Annotated in this window: 16 protein-coding genes; 9 read left to right on the top strand and 7 right to left on the bottom strand. The window is 53.5% G+C overall.

Going from position 1 to position 15,046, the window contains the following annotated elements:
• Nucleotides 1-5: 5 nt before the first annotated feature.
• Together WHR59_RS20045 and rpsT are read right to left on the bottom strand one after the other, a co-directional pair.
• The gene (locus WHR59_RS20045) at nt 6-1,379 is read right to left on the bottom strand and encodes an MFS transporter (protein ID WP_043018369.1); all 1,374 of its coding nucleotides are present in this window, start codon (nt 1,377-1,379) and stop codon (nt 6-8) included.
• 448 nt (nt 1,380-1,827) lie between these two features.
• Entirely contained in the window at nt 1,828-2,091 is a 264-nt protein-coding gene (gene rpsT, locus WHR59_RS20040) for a 30S ribosomal protein S20 (RefSeq protein ID WP_003018940.1), read from the bottom strand.
• A gap of 105 nt (nt 2,092-2,196) precedes the next feature.
• On the opposite strand from rpsT, the gene WHR59_RS20035 reads away from it, so the two are divergent.
• The 9 genes from WHR59_RS20035 (at nt 2,197) to WHR59_RS19995 (ending at nt 10,645) form a co-directional block, all read left to right on the top strand.
• Nucleotides 2,197-2,412 carry a DUF2575 family protein gene (locus WHR59_RS20035; protein ID WP_072033398.1) on the top strand — a complete coding sequence of 72 codons (216 nt, stop codon included), beginning with the start codon at nt 2,197-2,199 and terminating at the stop codon, nt 2,410-2,412.
• Between the two features lie 7 nt (nt 2,413-2,419).
• Nucleotides 2,420-3,358, top strand: a complete 939-nt coding sequence (gene ribF / locus WHR59_RS20030; protein WP_338843398.1) for a bifunctional riboflavin kinase/FAD synthetase — start codon at nt 2,420-2,422, stop codon at nt 3,356-3,358.
• Between the two features lie 37 nt (nt 3,359-3,395).
• Nucleotides 3,396-6,212: an isoleucine--tRNA ligase gene (gene ileS / locus WHR59_RS20025; RefSeq protein WP_043018371.1), complete on the top strand. Its 2,817-nt coding sequence runs from the start codon at nt 3,396-3,398 to the stop codon at nt 6,210-6,212.
• Nucleotides 6,212-6,709 (top strand): signal peptidase II, encoded by a 498-nt coding sequence (gene lspA, locus WHR59_RS20020; protein WP_003018932.1) that lies wholly within the window; start codon nt 6,212-6,214, stop codon nt 6,707-6,709. The genes ileS and lspA overlap by 1 nt, the downstream gene beginning before the upstream one ends.
• Before the next feature lie 117 nt (nt 6,710-6,826).
• The gene (fkpB, locus tag WHR59_RS20015) at nt 6,827-7,276 is read left to right on the top strand and encodes an FKBP-type peptidyl-prolyl cis-trans isomerase (protein WP_003018929.1); all 450 of its coding nucleotides are present in this window, start codon (nt 6,827-6,829) and stop codon (nt 7,274-7,276) included.
• A gap of 1 nt (nt 7,277) precedes the next feature.
• Nucleotides 7,278-8,228, top strand: a complete 951-nt coding sequence (gene ispH / locus WHR59_RS20010; protein ID WP_043018372.1) for a 4-hydroxy-3-methylbut-2-enyl diphosphate reductase — start codon at nt 7,278-7,280, stop codon at nt 8,226-8,228.
• A gap of 66 nt (nt 8,229-8,294) precedes the next feature.
• Nucleotides 8,295-9,209 (top strand): ribonucleoside hydrolase RihC, encoded by a 915-nt coding sequence (rihC, locus tag WHR59_RS20005; RefSeq protein ID WP_047406313.1) that lies wholly within the window; start codon nt 8,295-8,297, stop codon nt 9,207-9,209.
• Between the two features lie 97 nt (nt 9,210-9,306).
• Complete coding sequence (locus WHR59_RS20000; RefSeq protein WP_220771653.1) at nt 9,307-9,870, top strand: glucose-6-phosphate isomerase family protein; 564 nt, start codon at nt 9,307-9,309, stop codon at nt 9,868-9,870.
• Nucleotides 9,863-10,645 (top strand): glucose-6-phosphate isomerase family protein, encoded by a 783-nt coding sequence (locus tag WHR59_RS19995; RefSeq protein WP_213731778.1) that lies wholly within the window; start codon nt 9,863-9,865, stop codon nt 10,643-10,645. Before WHR59_RS20000 ends, WHR59_RS19995 begins: the two co-directional genes overlap by 8 nt.
• Before the next feature lie 82 nt (nt 10,646-10,727).
• On the opposite strand, the gene WHR59_RS19990 is transcribed toward WHR59_RS19995, so the two are convergent.
• From WHR59_RS19990 to WHR59_RS19970, 5 genes are read right to left on the bottom strand one after another with little or no spacing between them, the layout of a single operon-like run.
• Nucleotides 10,728-11,546: a PTS system mannose/fructose/sorbose family transporter subunit IID gene (locus WHR59_RS19990; protein ID WP_043018376.1), complete on the bottom strand. Its 819-nt coding sequence runs from the start codon at nt 11,544-11,546 to the stop codon at nt 10,728-10,730.
• The gene (locus tag WHR59_RS19985; RefSeq protein ID WP_016151644.1) at nt 11,546-12,346 is read right to left on the bottom strand and encodes a PTS mannose/fructose/sorbose/N-acetylgalactosamine transporter subunit IIC; all 801 of its coding nucleotides are present in this window, start codon (nt 12,344-12,346) and stop codon (nt 11,546-11,548) included. Before WHR59_RS19985 ends, WHR59_RS19990 begins: the two co-directional genes overlap by 1 nt.
• A 10-nt stretch (nt 12,347-12,356) precedes the next feature.
• Complete coding sequence (locus tag WHR59_RS19980) at nt 12,357-12,851, bottom strand: PTS system mannose/fructose/N-acetylgalactosamine-transporter subunit IIB (protein ID WP_043018378.1); 495 nt, start codon at nt 12,849-12,851, stop codon at nt 12,357-12,359.
• Between the two features lie 11 nt (nt 12,852-12,862).
• Nucleotides 12,863-13,291, bottom strand: a complete 429-nt coding sequence (locus tag WHR59_RS19975; protein WP_075145223.1) for a PTS sugar transporter subunit IIA — start codon at nt 13,289-13,291, stop codon at nt 12,863-12,865.
• A gap of 4 nt (nt 13,292-13,295) precedes the next feature.
• Nucleotides 13,296-15,041, bottom strand: a complete 1,746-nt coding sequence (locus tag WHR59_RS19970; RefSeq protein WP_043018380.1) for a class I mannose-6-phosphate isomerase — start codon at nt 15,039-15,041, stop codon at nt 13,296-13,298.
• Nucleotides 15,042-15,046: the final 5 nt, after the last annotated feature.

The following is a 15,046-nucleotide window of genomic DNA, read 5'->3' as shown; positions in this document are numbered from 1 at the left end:
GTAAGTTATTGGTTGATAGTTTCCAGATCGTGGCGAATCTTCTCTTCCATCGCTTCGTATTTACGGAAGAAAAGCAGCGGGATCGCCGCGAGAGCGAAGAGCAGGGCGGGCGCCCAGATAAAGGCCCAGGTAATTCCCTCCAGACCTGCAGCATTCTGGGCGTGGTTCGGAACATAGCCAAAACTGTTCATGATCCAGGCGGCGAATGCAGTACCCAAACCACTGCCCATCTTGATGCAAAAAGTACTGCCGAAGGCGATAAGAATGCCGGTAGCCTTGATACCCGTCTTCCATGCGCCGAAGTCGACGGCGAAGCCCAGCATGGCAAACGGCATTGAACAGGCGATACCGCTGCCTATATTACCAAGTACCCAGGCGGCGATGAGGAAAGGAATGTTGTCCGCAGCCAGCCACATCATGACGCCGCCAAGCGTGGCGACCAGCAGACCACCTACCCATATCCAGGTTTTAGCGAGGTATTTGCTAAAGAAAGGAATGGCGATGATAAACAGGATCTGAATTGTCGCCAGGCTGTTAATCAGCGGAACCAGATCTTTGCGGTCGAGGTTGTAGGTCAGATAGTAGACAATGGTCGTGGAGCGCTGTTGTAGGGCAATCCAGAAGATCAAATTTGCCAGCACCATTAAGATCCATGGCCAGTTACCTTTCATCGCCGCGAAGCTTTTTTTCATCGGCAATCTGGGTTCTTGCTGAATTTTATCCGCATCCATTTCGCGGATATTTTTAAAGGCGAAAAGCGTTAACGAACAGGATATGACGGCAAACAAAATTGCCGTATAAATAAAACCTGCATGGTCGTTTCCATTACCTAAAAATGCAACCAGGGGCAACGCAGTGGCATTCATTAATAACACCCCAATTTGCCCGCCGGTCATTCTCCAGGAATTTAATACCAGACGCTCCTTAGGGGACAGGGTCATCAAGGGTAATATTGCGCTGAGAGGTGTATTAAGTCCGGTAAATAGAATACTGGCGATCATGTAGGATATTGCTGCATAGATGGCTTTTCCTGTCATACTGATATCAGGAGACCAAAATGACAGCGCGCTAAATACACCAAAAGGCAGCGGTAACCATAAAAACCAGGGGCGGCATTTACCGTAACGCGAACGCGTTTTATCGATGATGATCCCCCAGATGGGGGCGTCTATGCCGTCTACAATACGCGCCAGCAGTAGGATAACCCCGGCTACGGCTAGGCTGATACCCGCAACATCGGTGTAGAAATATAAGATGTAGGTTGAACCGAAACAGTACAGCAGATTACCCGCCACATCCAAAGAGCCGTAGCTAATACGCTGCAGTAAAGATAATGATGCTGACCCGCAAGACTGGGTATCCTCAATAACAGAACTCATAATGATAACTCCGATATTGGTGCGATACGCCCAGAAAAACAGCTTTTACTTTCTAAGCAGTAGGGTGTTTTTTATTTTTTGTTGCCAGGAAACGTTCACCTTTGGATTGAAATAGTGGTTAATTGGTTTTGTGAAAAATAGTTAACCCAGGCATCGCGATCAATTATCAAATCTTACTTCAGGATTGCGTTTATTCGTTTTTGGCTAAGTTATTATGTCATTTGTTATGGTGGTCACAATTTCCCCTACAATGAAATTAAAAAAGTTAAACAGTGAAAGAAAATAACTTTCATGTATCTGGTGGGACGGCTGGCTGACAGGAGAAACGGGCAGGAGTGGGGATGAACAAGTTCAGCAAATGAGGGGGCTGTCGAAGCGGGCTGCAAACGACAGACATAAAAAAACCCGCTTGCGCGGGTTTTTTCACAAAGCGACAACAAGCAGGCGATTAAGCCAGTTTGTTGATCTGTGCAGTCAGGTTTGCTTTATGACGTGCAGCTTTGTTTTTGTGGATCAGACCTTTAGCAGCCTGACGGTCCACGATTGGTTGCATTTCGTTAAATGCTTTCAGTGCAGTAGCTTTGTCGCCAGCTTCGATAGCTGCGTATACTTTCTTGATGAAAGTACGCATCATAGAGCGACGGCTAGCGTTGTGCTTGCGGGCCTTTTCAGACTGAACGGCGCGCTTCTTAGCTGATTTGATATTAGCCAAGGTCCAACTCCCAAATGTGTTCTATATGGACAATTCAAAGGCCGAGGAATATGCCCTTTTAGCCTTCTTTTGTCAATGGATTTGTGCAAATAAGCGCCGTTTAAATTGCAGCACTCGTTGCGTAGTGATGGCGCAGGATTCTACCAGCTTGCGTGGCGTGAATACAGCTTTTCCACGAGAAAAATTGCATTAGCGTGCCGCAGAAGGTCTGCAATTTGTTTCATAACAATGAAAACAATCCTCTTTCTGTTTCGTAGAAACAATCGCCGGTTAACGTTGACCGCGGTACAGGGTATACTTTCACGATTTTCACTGTTTTGAGCCAGACATGAAGCTGATACGAGGCATACATAATCTCAGTCAGGCCCCGCATGGGTGTGTGCTGACTATTGGTAATTTCGACGGCGTGCACCGTGGCCACCGCGCGTTGCTGCAGGGCTTACGGGAAGAAGGACGCAAACGCAATTTACCGGTGATGGTGATGATTTTCGAGCCGCAGCCGCTTGAGCTGTTTGCGACGGACAAGTCACCTGCGCGCCTCACCCGCCTGCGGGAAAAACTGCGTTATCTGGCAGAGTGCGGCGTTGATTACGTGCTGTGCGTGCGTTTTGACAGGCGCTTTGCGGCATTAACGGCGCAGACCTTCATCAGCGATCTGCTGGTTAAGCGCCTTGGTGTACAATTTCTTGCCGTTGGCGATGATTTCCGCTTTGGCGCTAGCCGTGCGGGCGATTTCTTGTTATTACAGGAAGCGGGCGCTGAGTATGGTTTTGATATCACCAGCACCCAAACCTTCTGTGAAGGCGGTGTGCGCATTAGCAGCACCGCGGTACGTCAGGCGCTGGCAGAAGATAACCTGCAACTGGCCGAAAGCCTGCTTGGGCATCCTTTTACTATCTCAGGACGCGTCGTTCACGGTGATGAGTTAGGGCGCACCATTGGTTTTCCGACGGCAAATTTACCGCTTCGTCGCCAGGTTTCTCCGGTGAAAGGGGTTTATGCGGTTGAAGTGATAGGACTGGGTGACAAACCGTTGCCCGGCGTCGCCAATATCGGTACCCGCCCGACGATAGCAGGGGTACGCCAACAGTTGGAAGTGCATCTATTGGACGTTGTAATGGACCTGTATGGTCGCCATATAGATGTAGTGCTGCGTAAAAAAATACGCAGCGAACAGCGATTTGCCTCGCTGGATGAACTAAAAGCGCAGATTGCGCGTGATGAGTTGACTGCCCGCGAATTTTTTGGGCTTACAAAACCGGCTTAATGCCTATACGAGTTTTAAATACGGAACCGAGAATCTGATGAGTGACTATAAATCAACCCTGAATTTGCCGGAAACAGGGTTCCCGATGCGCGGCGATCTCGCCAAGCGTGAACCGGGAATGCTGGCGCGTTGGACTGATGATGACCTGTACGGCATCATTCGTGCGGCCAAAAAAGGCAAAAAAACCTTCATTCTGCATGATGGCCCTCCTTATGCGAATGGCAGCATTCATATTGGTCACTCGGTTAACAAGATTCTGAAAGACATTATCGTGAAGTCCAAAGGACTCACGGGCTATGACTCGCCCTACGTTCCGGGCTGGGACTGCCACGGTCTGCCAATCGAGCTGAAAGTAGAGCAGGAATACGGCAAGCCGGGCGAGAAGTTCACCGCCGCGGAGTTCCGCGCCAAATGCCGTGAATACGCTGCTACGCAGGTTGACGGTCAGCGTAAAGACTTTATCCGTCTTGGCGTGCTGGGCGACTGGTCACATCCGTACCTGACCATGGACTTCAAAACTGAAGCCAACATCATTCGCGCGCTGGGTAAAATCATCGGCAACGGTCACCTGCACAAAGGTGCGAAGCCGGTGCACTGGTGCGTTGACTGCCGTTCCGCGCTGGCGGAAGCGGAAGTTGAGTATTATGACAAAACCTCCCCGTCCATCGACGTGGCGTTCCACGCTGCCGATCAGGACGCGGTGAAAGCGAAATTTGGTGTTTCTGACGTCAACGGCCCGATCTCACTGGTTATCTGGACCACCACCCCGTGGACGTTACCCGCGAACCGCGCAATTTCTCTGGCGCCTGATTTTGACTATGCGCTGGTGCAGATTGACGGGCAGGCCGTGATTCTGGCGAAGGATCTGGTTGAAAGCGTCATGCAGCGTATTGGCGCGGCTGAATACACTGTTCTTGGCACGGTGAAAGGCGCTGAACTGGAACTGCTGCGCTTTACCCATCCGTTTATGGGCTTTGACGTGCCGGCAATTCTTGGCGATCACGTTACGCTGGATGCGGGTACCGGTGCGGTCCATACCGCTGGCGGTCACGGTCCGGATGACTACGTCATCAGCCAGAAATACGGTCTGGAAATCGCTAACCCGGTTGGCCCGGACGGCGCATACCTGGCGGGTACCTATCCGGAACTTGACGGTGTGAACGTCTTTAAAGCTAACGACAAAATTGTTGCGCTGCTGAGCGAAAAAGGCGCGCTACTGCACGTTGAGAAGATGCAGCATAGCTATCCGTGCTGCTGGCGCCACAAGTCGCCGATCATCTTCCGCGCGACGCCGCAGTGGTTCGTCAGCATGGATCAGAAAGGTCTGCGTGCGCAGTCGCTGAAAGAGATCAAAGGCGTGCAGTGGATCCCTGACTGGGGTCAGGCGCGTATTGAATCGATGGTTGCCAACCGTCCTGACTGGTGTATCTCCCGTCAGCGTACGTGGGGTGTGCCGATGTCTCTGTTTGTTCACAAAGACACTGAAGAGCTGCATCCGCGCGCTGTCGAACTGATGGAAGAAGTCGCCAAACGCGTTGAAGTTGACGGCATTCAGGCGTGGTGGGATCTCGATCCGAAAGATATCCTCGGCGACGAAGCTGACCAGTATGTCAAAGTCCCGGATACACTGGACGTGTGGTTCGACTCTGGTTCAACCCACTCATCCGTCGTGGACGTGCGCCCTGAGTTTGCAGGCCATGCGGCCGATATGTATCTGGAAGGCTCTGACCAGCACCGCGGCTGGTTCATGTCCTCTCTGATGATCTCCACCGCCATGAAAGGCAAAGCACCTTATCGCCAGGTACTGACCCACGGTTTCACCGTTGATGGTCAGGGCCGTAAGATGTCCAAGTCTATCGGTAACACGGTTTCTCCGCAGGATGTGATGAACAAACTGGGCGCGGATATTTTGCGTCTGTGGGTCGCTTCAACCGACTATACCGGTGAAATGGCCGTTTCTGACGAAATCCTGAAACGTGCTGCCGACAGCTATCGTCGTATCCGTAACACCGCGCGCTTCCTGCTGGCGAACCTGAACGGGTTCGATCCGGTAAAAGATATGGTGAAACCGGAAGAGATGGTGGTACTGGACAGGTGGGCGGTAGGTTGTGCGCAAGCGGCGCAGGAAGAGATCCTGAAAGCTTACGAAGCCTATGACTTCCACGAAGTGGTACAGCGTCTGATGCGCTTCTGCTCTGTAGAAATGGGTTCGTTCTACCTCGACATCATCAAAGACCGTCAGTACACCGCGAAAGCGGACAGTGTGGCGCGTCGTAGCTGCCAGACTGCGCTGTTCCATATTGCAGAAGCGCTGGTTCGCTGGATGGCGCCGATCATGTCCTTCACCGCCGATGAAATCTGGGGCTACCTGCCGGGCGATCGTGAGAAGTACGTCTTTACCGGGGAATGGTACGAAGGTCTGTTTGGTTTAGGCGAAACCGAAGCGATGAATGACGCCTACTGGGACGAGCTGCTGAAAGTGCGCGGCGAAGTGAACAAGGTCATCGAGCAGGCGCGTGCGGATAAGAAAGTCGGTGGTTCTCTGGAGGCGGCAGTGACCCTGTACGCTGAACCAGAACTGGCGGCGAAACTGACCGCGCTGGGCGAAGAGTTGCGTTTTGTTCTGCTGACCTCCGGTGCGACGGTTGCGGATTATGCAGCGGCTCCTGCTGATGCTCAGCAGAGCGAACTGCTCAAAGGTCTGAAAATCGTTCTCGGCAAAGCCGAAGGTGAGAAATGCCCGCGCTGCTGGCATTACACTACCGACGTCGGCCAGGTGGCGGAACACGCAGAAATCTGCGGACGCTGTGTCAGCAACATCGCCGGTGATGGCGAACAACGTAAGTTTGCCTGATGAGTAAGCCTCTTTGTTCAACAGGACTACGCTGGCTGTGGCTGGTGGTAGTCGTGCTGATTATCGATTTAGGCAGCAAATACCTGATCCTCCAGAACTTTGCTCTGGGGGATACGGTGTCGCTGTTTCCGTCGCTTAATCTGCACTACGCGCGTAACTATGGTGCGGCGTTTAGCTTCTTAGCTGACAGCGGCGGCTGGCAACGTTGGTTCTTTGCCGGTATCGCTATTGGTATCTGCGTTATCCTGATGGTGATGATGTATCGCTCGAAGGCAACGCAGAAGCTAAACAACATCGCGTATGCATTAATCATTGGCGGTGCGCTGGGCAACCTGTTCGACCGCCTGTGGCACGGCTTCGTGGTTGATATGATTGACTTTTACGTCGGCGACTGGCATTTCGCGACATTCAATCTGGCCGATACAGCTATCTGTATCGGGGCGGCATTGATTGTTCTCGAAGGCTTCCTGCCGTCGAAAGAGAAAAAAGCCGCATAAAAAAATGCCGGATGGCGCTATGCTAATCCGGCTTACAATATACTGCGATCCTTGTAGGCCCGGTAAGCGTAGCGCCACCGGGCAAACAGGCGGCAGCAATTTTAAAGAGCAACCTGCATGTCTAAATCAGTACAGAGTAACAGTGCGGTGCTGGTGCACTTCACCCTTAAGCTCGACGATGGCTCCACCGCAGAGTCAACCCGCAATAACGGCAAGCCTGCGCTGTTTCGCCTGGGCGACGGTTCTCTGTCTGAAGGACTGGAACAACACCTGCTGGGGTTAAAAGAAGGTGATAAAACCACTTTTGCTCTGGAACCGGATGCCGCCTTTGGCGTGTCAAGCCCGGACTTAATTCAGTATTTCTCGCGTCGGGAATTTATGGACGCGGGTGAGCCAGAAATTGGCGCTATCATGCTCTTTACCGCAATGGACGGCAGTGAGATGCCTGGCGTGATCCGCGAAATTAACGGTGACTCGATCACGGTTGATTTCAACCATCCGCTGGCCGGGCATACCGTTCATTTTGATATTGAAGTGCTGGAAGTCGAACCGGCACTGGAGGCGTAAAATGCAGATCCTGTTGGCCAACCCGCGCGGTTTTTGCGCTGGTGTAGACCGCGCTATCAGCATTGTGGAAAACGCGCTGGCTATTTACGGCGCGCCGATTTATGTCCGTCATGAAGTGGTGCATAACCGCTATGTGGTGGATAGCCTGCGCGAGCGCGGCGCTATTTTTATCGAGCAAATCAGCGAAGTGCCGGATGGCGCGATCCTGATTTTCTCCGCTCATGGCGTATCTCAGGCGGTACGTAACGAGGCCAAAGGCCGTGACCTCACGGTTTTTGATGCGACCTGCCCGCTGGTAACGAAAGTGCATATGGAAGTTGCCCGCGCCAGCCGTCGCGGTGAAGAGTCAATTCTCATCGGTCACGCCGGTCACCCGGAAGTCGAAGGCACAATGGGCCAGTACAGCAACCCGCAAGGGGGAATGTATCTGGTTGAATCACCAGAAGATGTGCTGAAACTGGACGTCAAAAATGAAGGAAAATTATCCTTCATGACGCAGACCACGCTCTCCGTCGACGACACCTCTGACGTCATTGACGCGCTGCGCCAACGCTTCCCGAAAATTGTCGGGCCGCGCAAAGACGATATCTGTTATGCCACCACCAACCGTCAGGAAGCGGTTCGCGCGCTGGCGGAACAGGCTGATGTTGTGCTGGTGGTCGGCTCGAAAAACTCCTCTAACTCCAACCGTCTGGCTGAACTGGCCCAGCGAATGGGGAAAGCAGCGTATTTGATTGACGATGCGACCGACATCCAGGAAGCGTGGGTGAAAGAAGCTACGTGCGTAGGCGTGACGGCCGGAGCCTCGGCGCCGGATATCCTGGTGCAAAACGTGATTGCTCGCCTGCAAGAGCTTGGCGGTGGAGAAGCTATTCCGCTGGAAGGCCGTGAAGAAAACATTGTTTTCGAAGTACCGAAAGAGCTGCGTGTGGATGTTCGTGAAGTAGAGTAAGTCTTTCCGGTTACGATTATGAGAAGATGCCAGACTTAACGTCTGGCATTTTTTTATGGAGAAACCATGCGCTTACCGATCATTCTTGATACCGATCCCGGCATTGATGATGCCGCCGCTATTGCCGCCGCGCTGTTTGCCCCTGAGCTGGATCTGCAACTAATGACCACGGTAGCAGGCAATGTGTCGGTGGAAAAAACCACCCGTAATGCGTTGCAACTGCTGCACTTCTGGAATGCGGATGTTCCGCTGGCGCAGGGAGCATCGATGCCGCTGGTGCGACCGCTGCGTGATGCCGCTTCCGTACACGGCGAGTCCGGTATGGAAGGGTATGAGTTTGTCGAGCACGATCGCCAGGTGATGGCAAAACCCGCCTTCCAGGCGATTCGCGATGCACTGATGCATGCCCCGCAGCCCGTGACGCTGGTGGCGATTGGCCCGCTGACCAACATTGCGCTGCTGCTGACCCATTATCCTGAATGCGTATTCAACATTCAGCGTCTGGTGATTATGGGGGGGTCAGCCGGGCGCGGGAACTTCACGCCAAACGCCGAGTTTAATATTGCTATCGATCCCGAGGCTGCCGCGAAAGTTTTCCAGAGCGGGCTGGAGATTGTGATGTGTGGGTTGGATGTCACTAATCAGGCCATGCTCGCCCCAGACTATCTGGCGACGTTGCCTCAGCTTAACCAGACGGGAAAAATGCTGCACGCGCTGTTTAGCCATTACCGTAGCGGCAGCATGAATACGGGGCTGCGAATGCACGACCTGTGCGCTATTGCCTGGCTGGTGCGCCCAGAACTGTTTACCCTGCAGCCGTGCTTCGTGGCGGTTGAAACCCAGGGCGAATATACCTCGGGTACGACGGTGGTGGATATTGAAGGGCGTTTGGGTCATTCGGCAAATGCCCAGGTCGCGCTGGGCCTTGACGTTGAGGGGTTCCAGCAGTGGGTGGCAGAGGTGCTGGCGCTGGCGCCATGAGGCTGTGATCCGGCCCGCAATATGCAAACAGAATTAGCAGGTTAATCGATTAATCTGCTAATCTTACCCTGTTGTTCTCCTCGGGCCGGAGACACATATGAACCTTTCTTTTATCCAGCCACCGCAGGTGGCGTGGGCAAGCGGCGCTTTGGCCGATGGCCCGTTATTGCGCAAATCCACCCGTATTCAGGATCTTACTCACGTTTTTGCCGATGAAAGCGCCCGTCAGCAACTGGCTGGCGAGCAGGTCGTGTATGACGTTGAGATGCTGGATACATCTCCCGCAGATGGTGAACTCTACACCGGCGTTACTCATCTTTATCCTGGCCGGGTCGGCTGCGAATATTTTATGACCCGCGGGCATTTCCATGCGCGCCGCGAACAGGGGGAAGTCTATTTTGGCTTGCGTGGCACCGGTTTGCTGCTGTTGCAAACCGAACAGGGCGACACGAGGCTGGAAAAGGTATTCGCCGGATCCGTCCATATTATCCCTGGCTTTACCGCACATCGGTTAATCAACACCGGGGAGGAGGTGCTGTCGGCGCTCGCCGTATGGCCGGGGATTGCGGGACATGATTATGCGGCGCTTGCCAGGGGCTTCAGAATAAGAGTCTTTGAAGAAAATAAGAGGGTTCAGGCGAAGGAGGTACAGAATGGCTGACTTAGCGCATTCTTACGGCCTCGATATGACGGTTCATCATTGCCCGCTTGGTTTTAGCTATGGGGATGAGGTTACCGGGCCGATGCCGGAAATTCGTCAACTCGATGACATCCGCGCCTCGCTGCGCGATCCATACTGTGAAGGGCCGCAAGAGGTGTATGCCATTGCGATGGATGTGGCGCGAATGCAGGATCGTGAAGAGTTGAAAAAGCGGATGCTGTTGTTTGGCGTGGTGACCTATGCGGCGGGACGGCTGGGGGAGGAGCCGGTGCGTAGTCAGGGACATATTCATCGTATCAGTCAGCACAGCGGCTGGTCCCCGCCGGAGCTTTACGAAATCTGGCAGGGAAAAGCGATAATCTATATGCAGGAGTATGTTGAGGACGACCCGGGCCGCTGTTTCGCTGTGATCGCTGAACCCGGTGAGAAAGTGCTGGTACCACCCGGTTGGGGACATGCGACCATATCCGCAGACCCGAATGTACCGTTAACTTTTGGCGCGTGGTGCGATCGTGAATATGGTTTTGAGTACGAGGCCGTTCGTGCGCATAAAGGGTTGGCGTGGTATCCGTTACTGCAGGGAAACAACGTTATCTGGCAGCATAATCCGCGTTACACTCCTGGACGACTGCAGGCCGTAACGCCCCGACAATATACCGAGCTTTCGATTACTTCCGCACCTGTTTACCAGCAATTCATCGAGGACCCGGCGCGTTTTCAATTTATCTCGCGCCCGGACAAGCACCCTGAGTTGTGGCAAAACTTTCATCCATAAAATAACCGGGGTATAGCCCCGGTACTGATTTTGCCGGATAAGCGGATGCGCCATCCGGCAAATGACAGGCACATGTGAGAGGCTACCCTGCAAACAGGCCCGTGGCGACGCCGATGGCGGCCAGTATCAACAGTAAAATCATCGCTTTCACTGGCGACACACCACGTTTGGCCATCAGATACCAGGTGCCAAGCACCACAATCAGCGGCAGTAACTGCGGGAAGATACCGTCCAGCATTTGTTGAACGTGGATATTCACCCCATCTTTGGTAATAAATTCCAGCCCGGTACCCAGTTTAACGTAGCTTGCCGCCACGCCTCCCATAACAAACACGCCCAGCAGCGATAACGCTTCTCGCAGACGGGCAGACTTGCTGCTCACCAGCATTTCCACCGAGCCGGAACCCATCTTGTAGCCTTTCAGGAACAGGAACCACGAACCGGGAATGATGATAGCCAGCCAGGCAACAGTATAAAACAGCGGCCCCAGAATGTTACCGCCGGCCGCCAGGGCCATACCGATGCTGAGCAGGATAGGGATCAACATGCCAGGGATCATTGAATCGCCGATCCCGGCAATAGGCCCCATCAGACCAACCTTCAGGGTATTGATGGTCTCCCCATCGATCGGCTCACCGTTCGCTTTTTTCTCTTCCAGCCCCAGCACCATGCCATTTACGATCGCGCCTATCTGGGGTTCCGTATTATAGAACGAGGCGTGGCGGCGCAGCATCTCAGTACGCTGGGCTGCGTCGGGATAGAGCTTTTTCGCCACCGGGAGCATACTCAGGCAAAAGCCAAAAGATTCCAGACGTTCAAAGCTCATCGATGACAAGTTGTGCATCATCCATGCGCGCCAGCAGCGGCGAAGATCTTTACGTGTAAGTGTACGTTCTTCCATCAGAATTCATCCTCATCATCATCGGCTACCGACTTTGCATTCGCGGCCTGCGGCGGTTCCGGTTTGTAGTTGTAATGGATCAACGCCAGCAGCGAACCGACGATCACCAGCGCGACCATGTTGAGTTTTAAAAAGACGATGCAGACAAAACCGACGAGGAAGTAGATCAGCATGGTGTAGTTTTTGATGATCTGCTTGAGCAAAATCGCGATCCCGACGGCGGGTAAAATGCCGCCCAGTACGTTCATCGTCGACAGAACAATTTTCGGTAAACTGTCCATAAAACCGCTGATGTATTGTGCCCCGAAGTAGACTGCAATAAAGGTCGGTACAAAGCGCAGGACAAAGTTTGTCACCTGTGGCCAGATGGCGCTGTTCAGGTAAATGCCGCGTTCGTCGCCCCGTTCCAGCGCCACATCTGCCCGGTGATTCCAGAAGGAGTTCAGTACCATCATCGCGTTAAACAAAATGGTTCCGGCGATACCGATGGTGGCTGCCAGCGCAACCGCGACCTCGGGGCCTTTTCCGGAAAGGATCCCTAAAGCAATTGCCGGATAAGCCACAAAGTTGAGGTCGGCGGGCATCGAACCGCCGGGTGTAACCATCGCGATATACACCGCCTGAACCGCAACGCCAATCATGATCCCGGTTTTAATGTCGCCGAGGATAATCCCGACCAGCATTCCGGAAATCAGCGGGCGGGTGATCAGGTACCAGCCGCCGGTCAGTCCCAGCAGCCAGGGGCTGCTGAGGGCGCCGAGATAGCAAAGTATGCCAATCAACGTAGCTTCGATAATCATCGTGCGCTCCTTATTTCAGCTTCTGACGTGCGTCCTGCCAGCTGTAGCAACTGGCATCAGGAACCAGGCGAAACTCAACCAGGTGCCCATGCTGCGTCAGCCAGTCAAAGGCGGCAATTTCATCCCCGTTGACCGACTGATTCGGGCCGATGGTGGTGGTATCAGCACGGGCACTCATTGGACCCACATTAATCTTGCCGTTGGCATTTTTCAGGCTGATACCGGCTTCTTCAATGCGTTTGAGCGTCATGGGGGATTTGCCAATGACGAAATAACGCTTCTCGCTGGCAATGACTTTCGGCAGTTTTTCAATCGCGGTGGCCGTATCAAACAACCAGACTTTGGTGTCCTGCACGGCGCCTTTCATCACCGAAGAGAGCAGAGGGTCGGCCGCGACGGCGTCGTCTATCGCGACAATTCCGTCACAGGGCAGCTCTTTGGCCCAACGTGTCACGAGCTGCCCATGGATTACGCGGTCATCGATACGTACAAAAGAAATACTCATAGTGGTTTCCTTTAAAAATCGTCGGACTGAACGGATAAAACCGGGGCGGCTTTAATCAGCGTGGGTACCGTCAACGCCAACAGCTCGACGGCTGCGGCGTGAACGTCCGTTAAATGGCAGATCTCCTCGCTTTGTAACAGCATCGGGAAATTAACTCCCGCTACCACGGCAACGGGAGGAACCGTTTGTGCAGAAAACGCATGATGGCAGGCGACATTCCACGGCGTACCGCTTTGCATGTCACACAGCACCAGAACGCCGTCAGCGTCTTTCCCGGCACTTGCGAGAACCTGAGAGAACGTCTGTTTAAACCCTTCGATACCTGCCTGTTCGCTCAGCGTGACGGGATAAACATGTGGTAATTCTCCGTAAACCATACGACCGCTGGCGAGAAGCGCGTCCGCCAGGGGACCATGGGTGGCAACAATAACGTTAATCATGCGCTTATCCTCTGACCCAGGCCTTAATCGTGGCTAGCTGTTGTCCGATGCCTTTGCCAAACGGCGAAATGCGATACTCTCCAACGGCGGCTGGGATGATAAAGGTCTCTGCATAGTTGACGACAAACGGGGCAAACGCGCCGCTCGGGCTTTCGACAACGGCCTGCGCGCCTTCGACCAGGTTCAGGACGTTTACGCCGCCATGGGTATGGTGAGTGACCGGTGCCGTAAACCAGTGGCGGCGCGTTTCGATAAATTCGCGTTCGTGCATTCCGGTTCTTTCTTCTCGCCAACCTTCTCCTTCAGCGAGGGGTTCAATACGGTTGACCAGGTTGTCGTGTACCCATTGCGTGTCACGCTGCCAGTCAATAACCTGCTGACCGTGATCCAGATGTACCGGGCGCGGTAAGCCGTCTAACCCTAAGCGACCCCAGTCCCACAGTTTGAAAGTGAAAATATACGGCGTTGCGCTGATCTCCAGCACCATGGTGCCTGCTCCCGAACAGTGAACGGTTCCGGCGGGGATCAGGAAGTGATCGTGTTTATGCGCAGGGATCTGATTCACGAATCGTTCATCATCAAACGTTTTTTCACCACGACCCGCGGCACGCAGATCGTCGAGCATATCCTGCGGCGCGATCCCGGTTTTGGTGCCGAGATACACCACGGCGTCCGGCTCGGCTTCGAGAATGTAATAGCTCTCATCCTGGGTATAGTGCATGCCAAACTGCTGCTGAATGTATTCGGTGAGCGGATGAACCTGAAAGCTCAAATTCTGACCGCCAATGGTGTCAAGAAAGTCAAAACGGATAGGGAATTCCGCGCCAAAGCGCGCATGGACTTTTTCGCCTAACAGGGGGCGGGGACAGGTCAGCACCAGATCCTGAGAGGGGATCTCGATCCGCACGTTGCCAAAACGCAGTAATAGGCTGTTTTCCTCGGGCACGCAATCAAAACACCACGCGTAATTGGGGGCTGAGGGATCGAGATCGAAGCGTTGTTTCATCCATTGCCCGCCCCAGACGCCGGGGTCAAAGAAAGGGGCAACGCGAAACGGTTGTTGGGTGGTTTGTTGCAGACCGGCGCGTAGCGCGTCGCCGCTGACCATCGCAGGACTATTTTCTACCGTGGTATCGAGCAAATAATCGGCGCGTTTGAGTAACGGCGTTTTGTGTTTGTCGAAGACCCGCCATTCAATGAAAAAAGCACGTTTGTAACGACGAAGAATATCTTCATCCTGGTTTTCTGCCCCCCAGTTACCCAGCCCGTTATGGCGCATGCGTTGCTGAATTTCCCAGCGCGGAAGGTCAGCATAAACCAGCACGTCACCCGGGTGCGCCAATGCAGCGCCAGAGCCGTATACCACGACCAGTCCTTCACTAACGGCATCAATCTGTTGGCGGAGCTGGCTGAGTTTGTCGCTATCAAAAAATTCATCCAGGTGATGACAGGAAAGCACGCCGAATACGCGATCGTCGGTCAGGTTACGTGCCAGTAAATCATGCAGGGCCTGCTCATCGCGACGAGCGGATTCAATATTCAGTACCAGAGCGGTATCAAACGTCCTGATAAGCTGTTGCTCCAGCTCGTCAAGCCGCACGCCCGGATAGCAATCCACGATCAATACGGTTTTGGCTGCGCCAGAAACCCTGGTGTTAAGCACAGAATGGATTGACGACCAACCCTGCCAGGCGTGGTTGTCATAGCCCTGAACGTTAACCTCAGGGTATTTATTATAGGTTGTACGCATTTTCT

Origin of the sequence: Citrobacter europaeus (genome assembly GCF_037482245.1) — a bacterium.
Lineage (GTDB): Bacteria > Pseudomonadota > Gammaproteobacteria > Enterobacterales > Enterobacteriaceae > Citrobacter > Citrobacter europaeus.
Note: the sequence above shows the minus strand (reverse complement) of the source record. Positions and strands in the feature narration are given on the sequence as shown.

What these genes read in the sequence shown, in the direction of transcription:
- WHR59_RS20045 (WP_043018369.1), bottom strand. Translation starts at nt 1,379, where the DNA reads ATGAGTTCTGTTATTGAGGATACCCAGTCTTGCGGGTCAGCATCATTA.
- ribF (WP_338843398.1), top strand. Translation starts at nt 2,420, where the DNA reads ATGAAGCTGATACGAGGCATACATAATCTCAGTCAGGCCCCGCATGGG.
- ileS (WP_043018371.1), top strand. Translation starts at nt 3,396, where the DNA reads ATGAGTGACTATAAATCAACCCTGAATTTGCCGGAAACAGGGTTCCCG.
- lspA (WP_003018932.1), top strand. Translation starts at nt 6,212, where the DNA reads ATGAGTAAGCCTCTTTGTTCAACAGGACTACGCTGGCTGTGGCTGGTG.
- fkpB (WP_003018929.1), top strand. Translation starts at nt 6,827, where the DNA reads ATGTCTAAATCAGTACAGAGTAACAGTGCGGTGCTGGTGCACTTCACC.
- ispH (WP_043018372.1), top strand. Translation starts at nt 7,278, where the DNA reads ATGCAGATCCTGTTGGCCAACCCGCGCGGTTTTTGCGCTGGTGTAGAC.
- rihC (WP_047406313.1), top strand. Translation starts at nt 8,295, where the DNA reads ATGCGCTTACCGATCATTCTTGATACCGATCCCGGCATTGATGATGCC.
- WHR59_RS20000 (WP_220771653.1), top strand. Translation starts at nt 9,307, where the DNA reads ATGAACCTTTCTTTTATCCAGCCACCGCAGGTGGCGTGGGCAAGCGGC.
- WHR59_RS19995 (WP_213731778.1), top strand. Translation starts at nt 9,863, where the DNA reads ATGGCTGACTTAGCGCATTCTTACGGCCTCGATATGACGGTTCATCAT.
- WHR59_RS19990 (WP_043018376.1), bottom strand. Translation starts at nt 11,546, where the DNA reads ATGGAAGAACGTACACTTACACGTAAAGATCTTCGCCGCTGCTGGCGC.
- WHR59_RS19985 (WP_016151644.1), bottom strand. Translation starts at nt 12,346, where the DNA reads ATGATTATCGAAGCTACGTTGATTGGCATACTTTGCTATCTCGGCGCC.
- WHR59_RS19980 (WP_043018378.1), bottom strand. Translation starts at nt 12,851, where the DNA reads ATGAGTATTTCTTTTGTACGTATCGATGACCGCGTAATCCATGGGCAG.
- WHR59_RS19975 (WP_075145223.1), bottom strand. Translation starts at nt 13,291, where the DNA reads ATGATTAACGTTATTGTTGCCACCCATGGTCCCCTGGCGGACGCGCTT.
- WHR59_RS19970 (WP_043018380.1), bottom strand. Translation starts at nt 15,041, where the DNA reads ATGCGTACAACCTATAATAAATACCCTGAGGTTAACGTTCAGGGCTAT.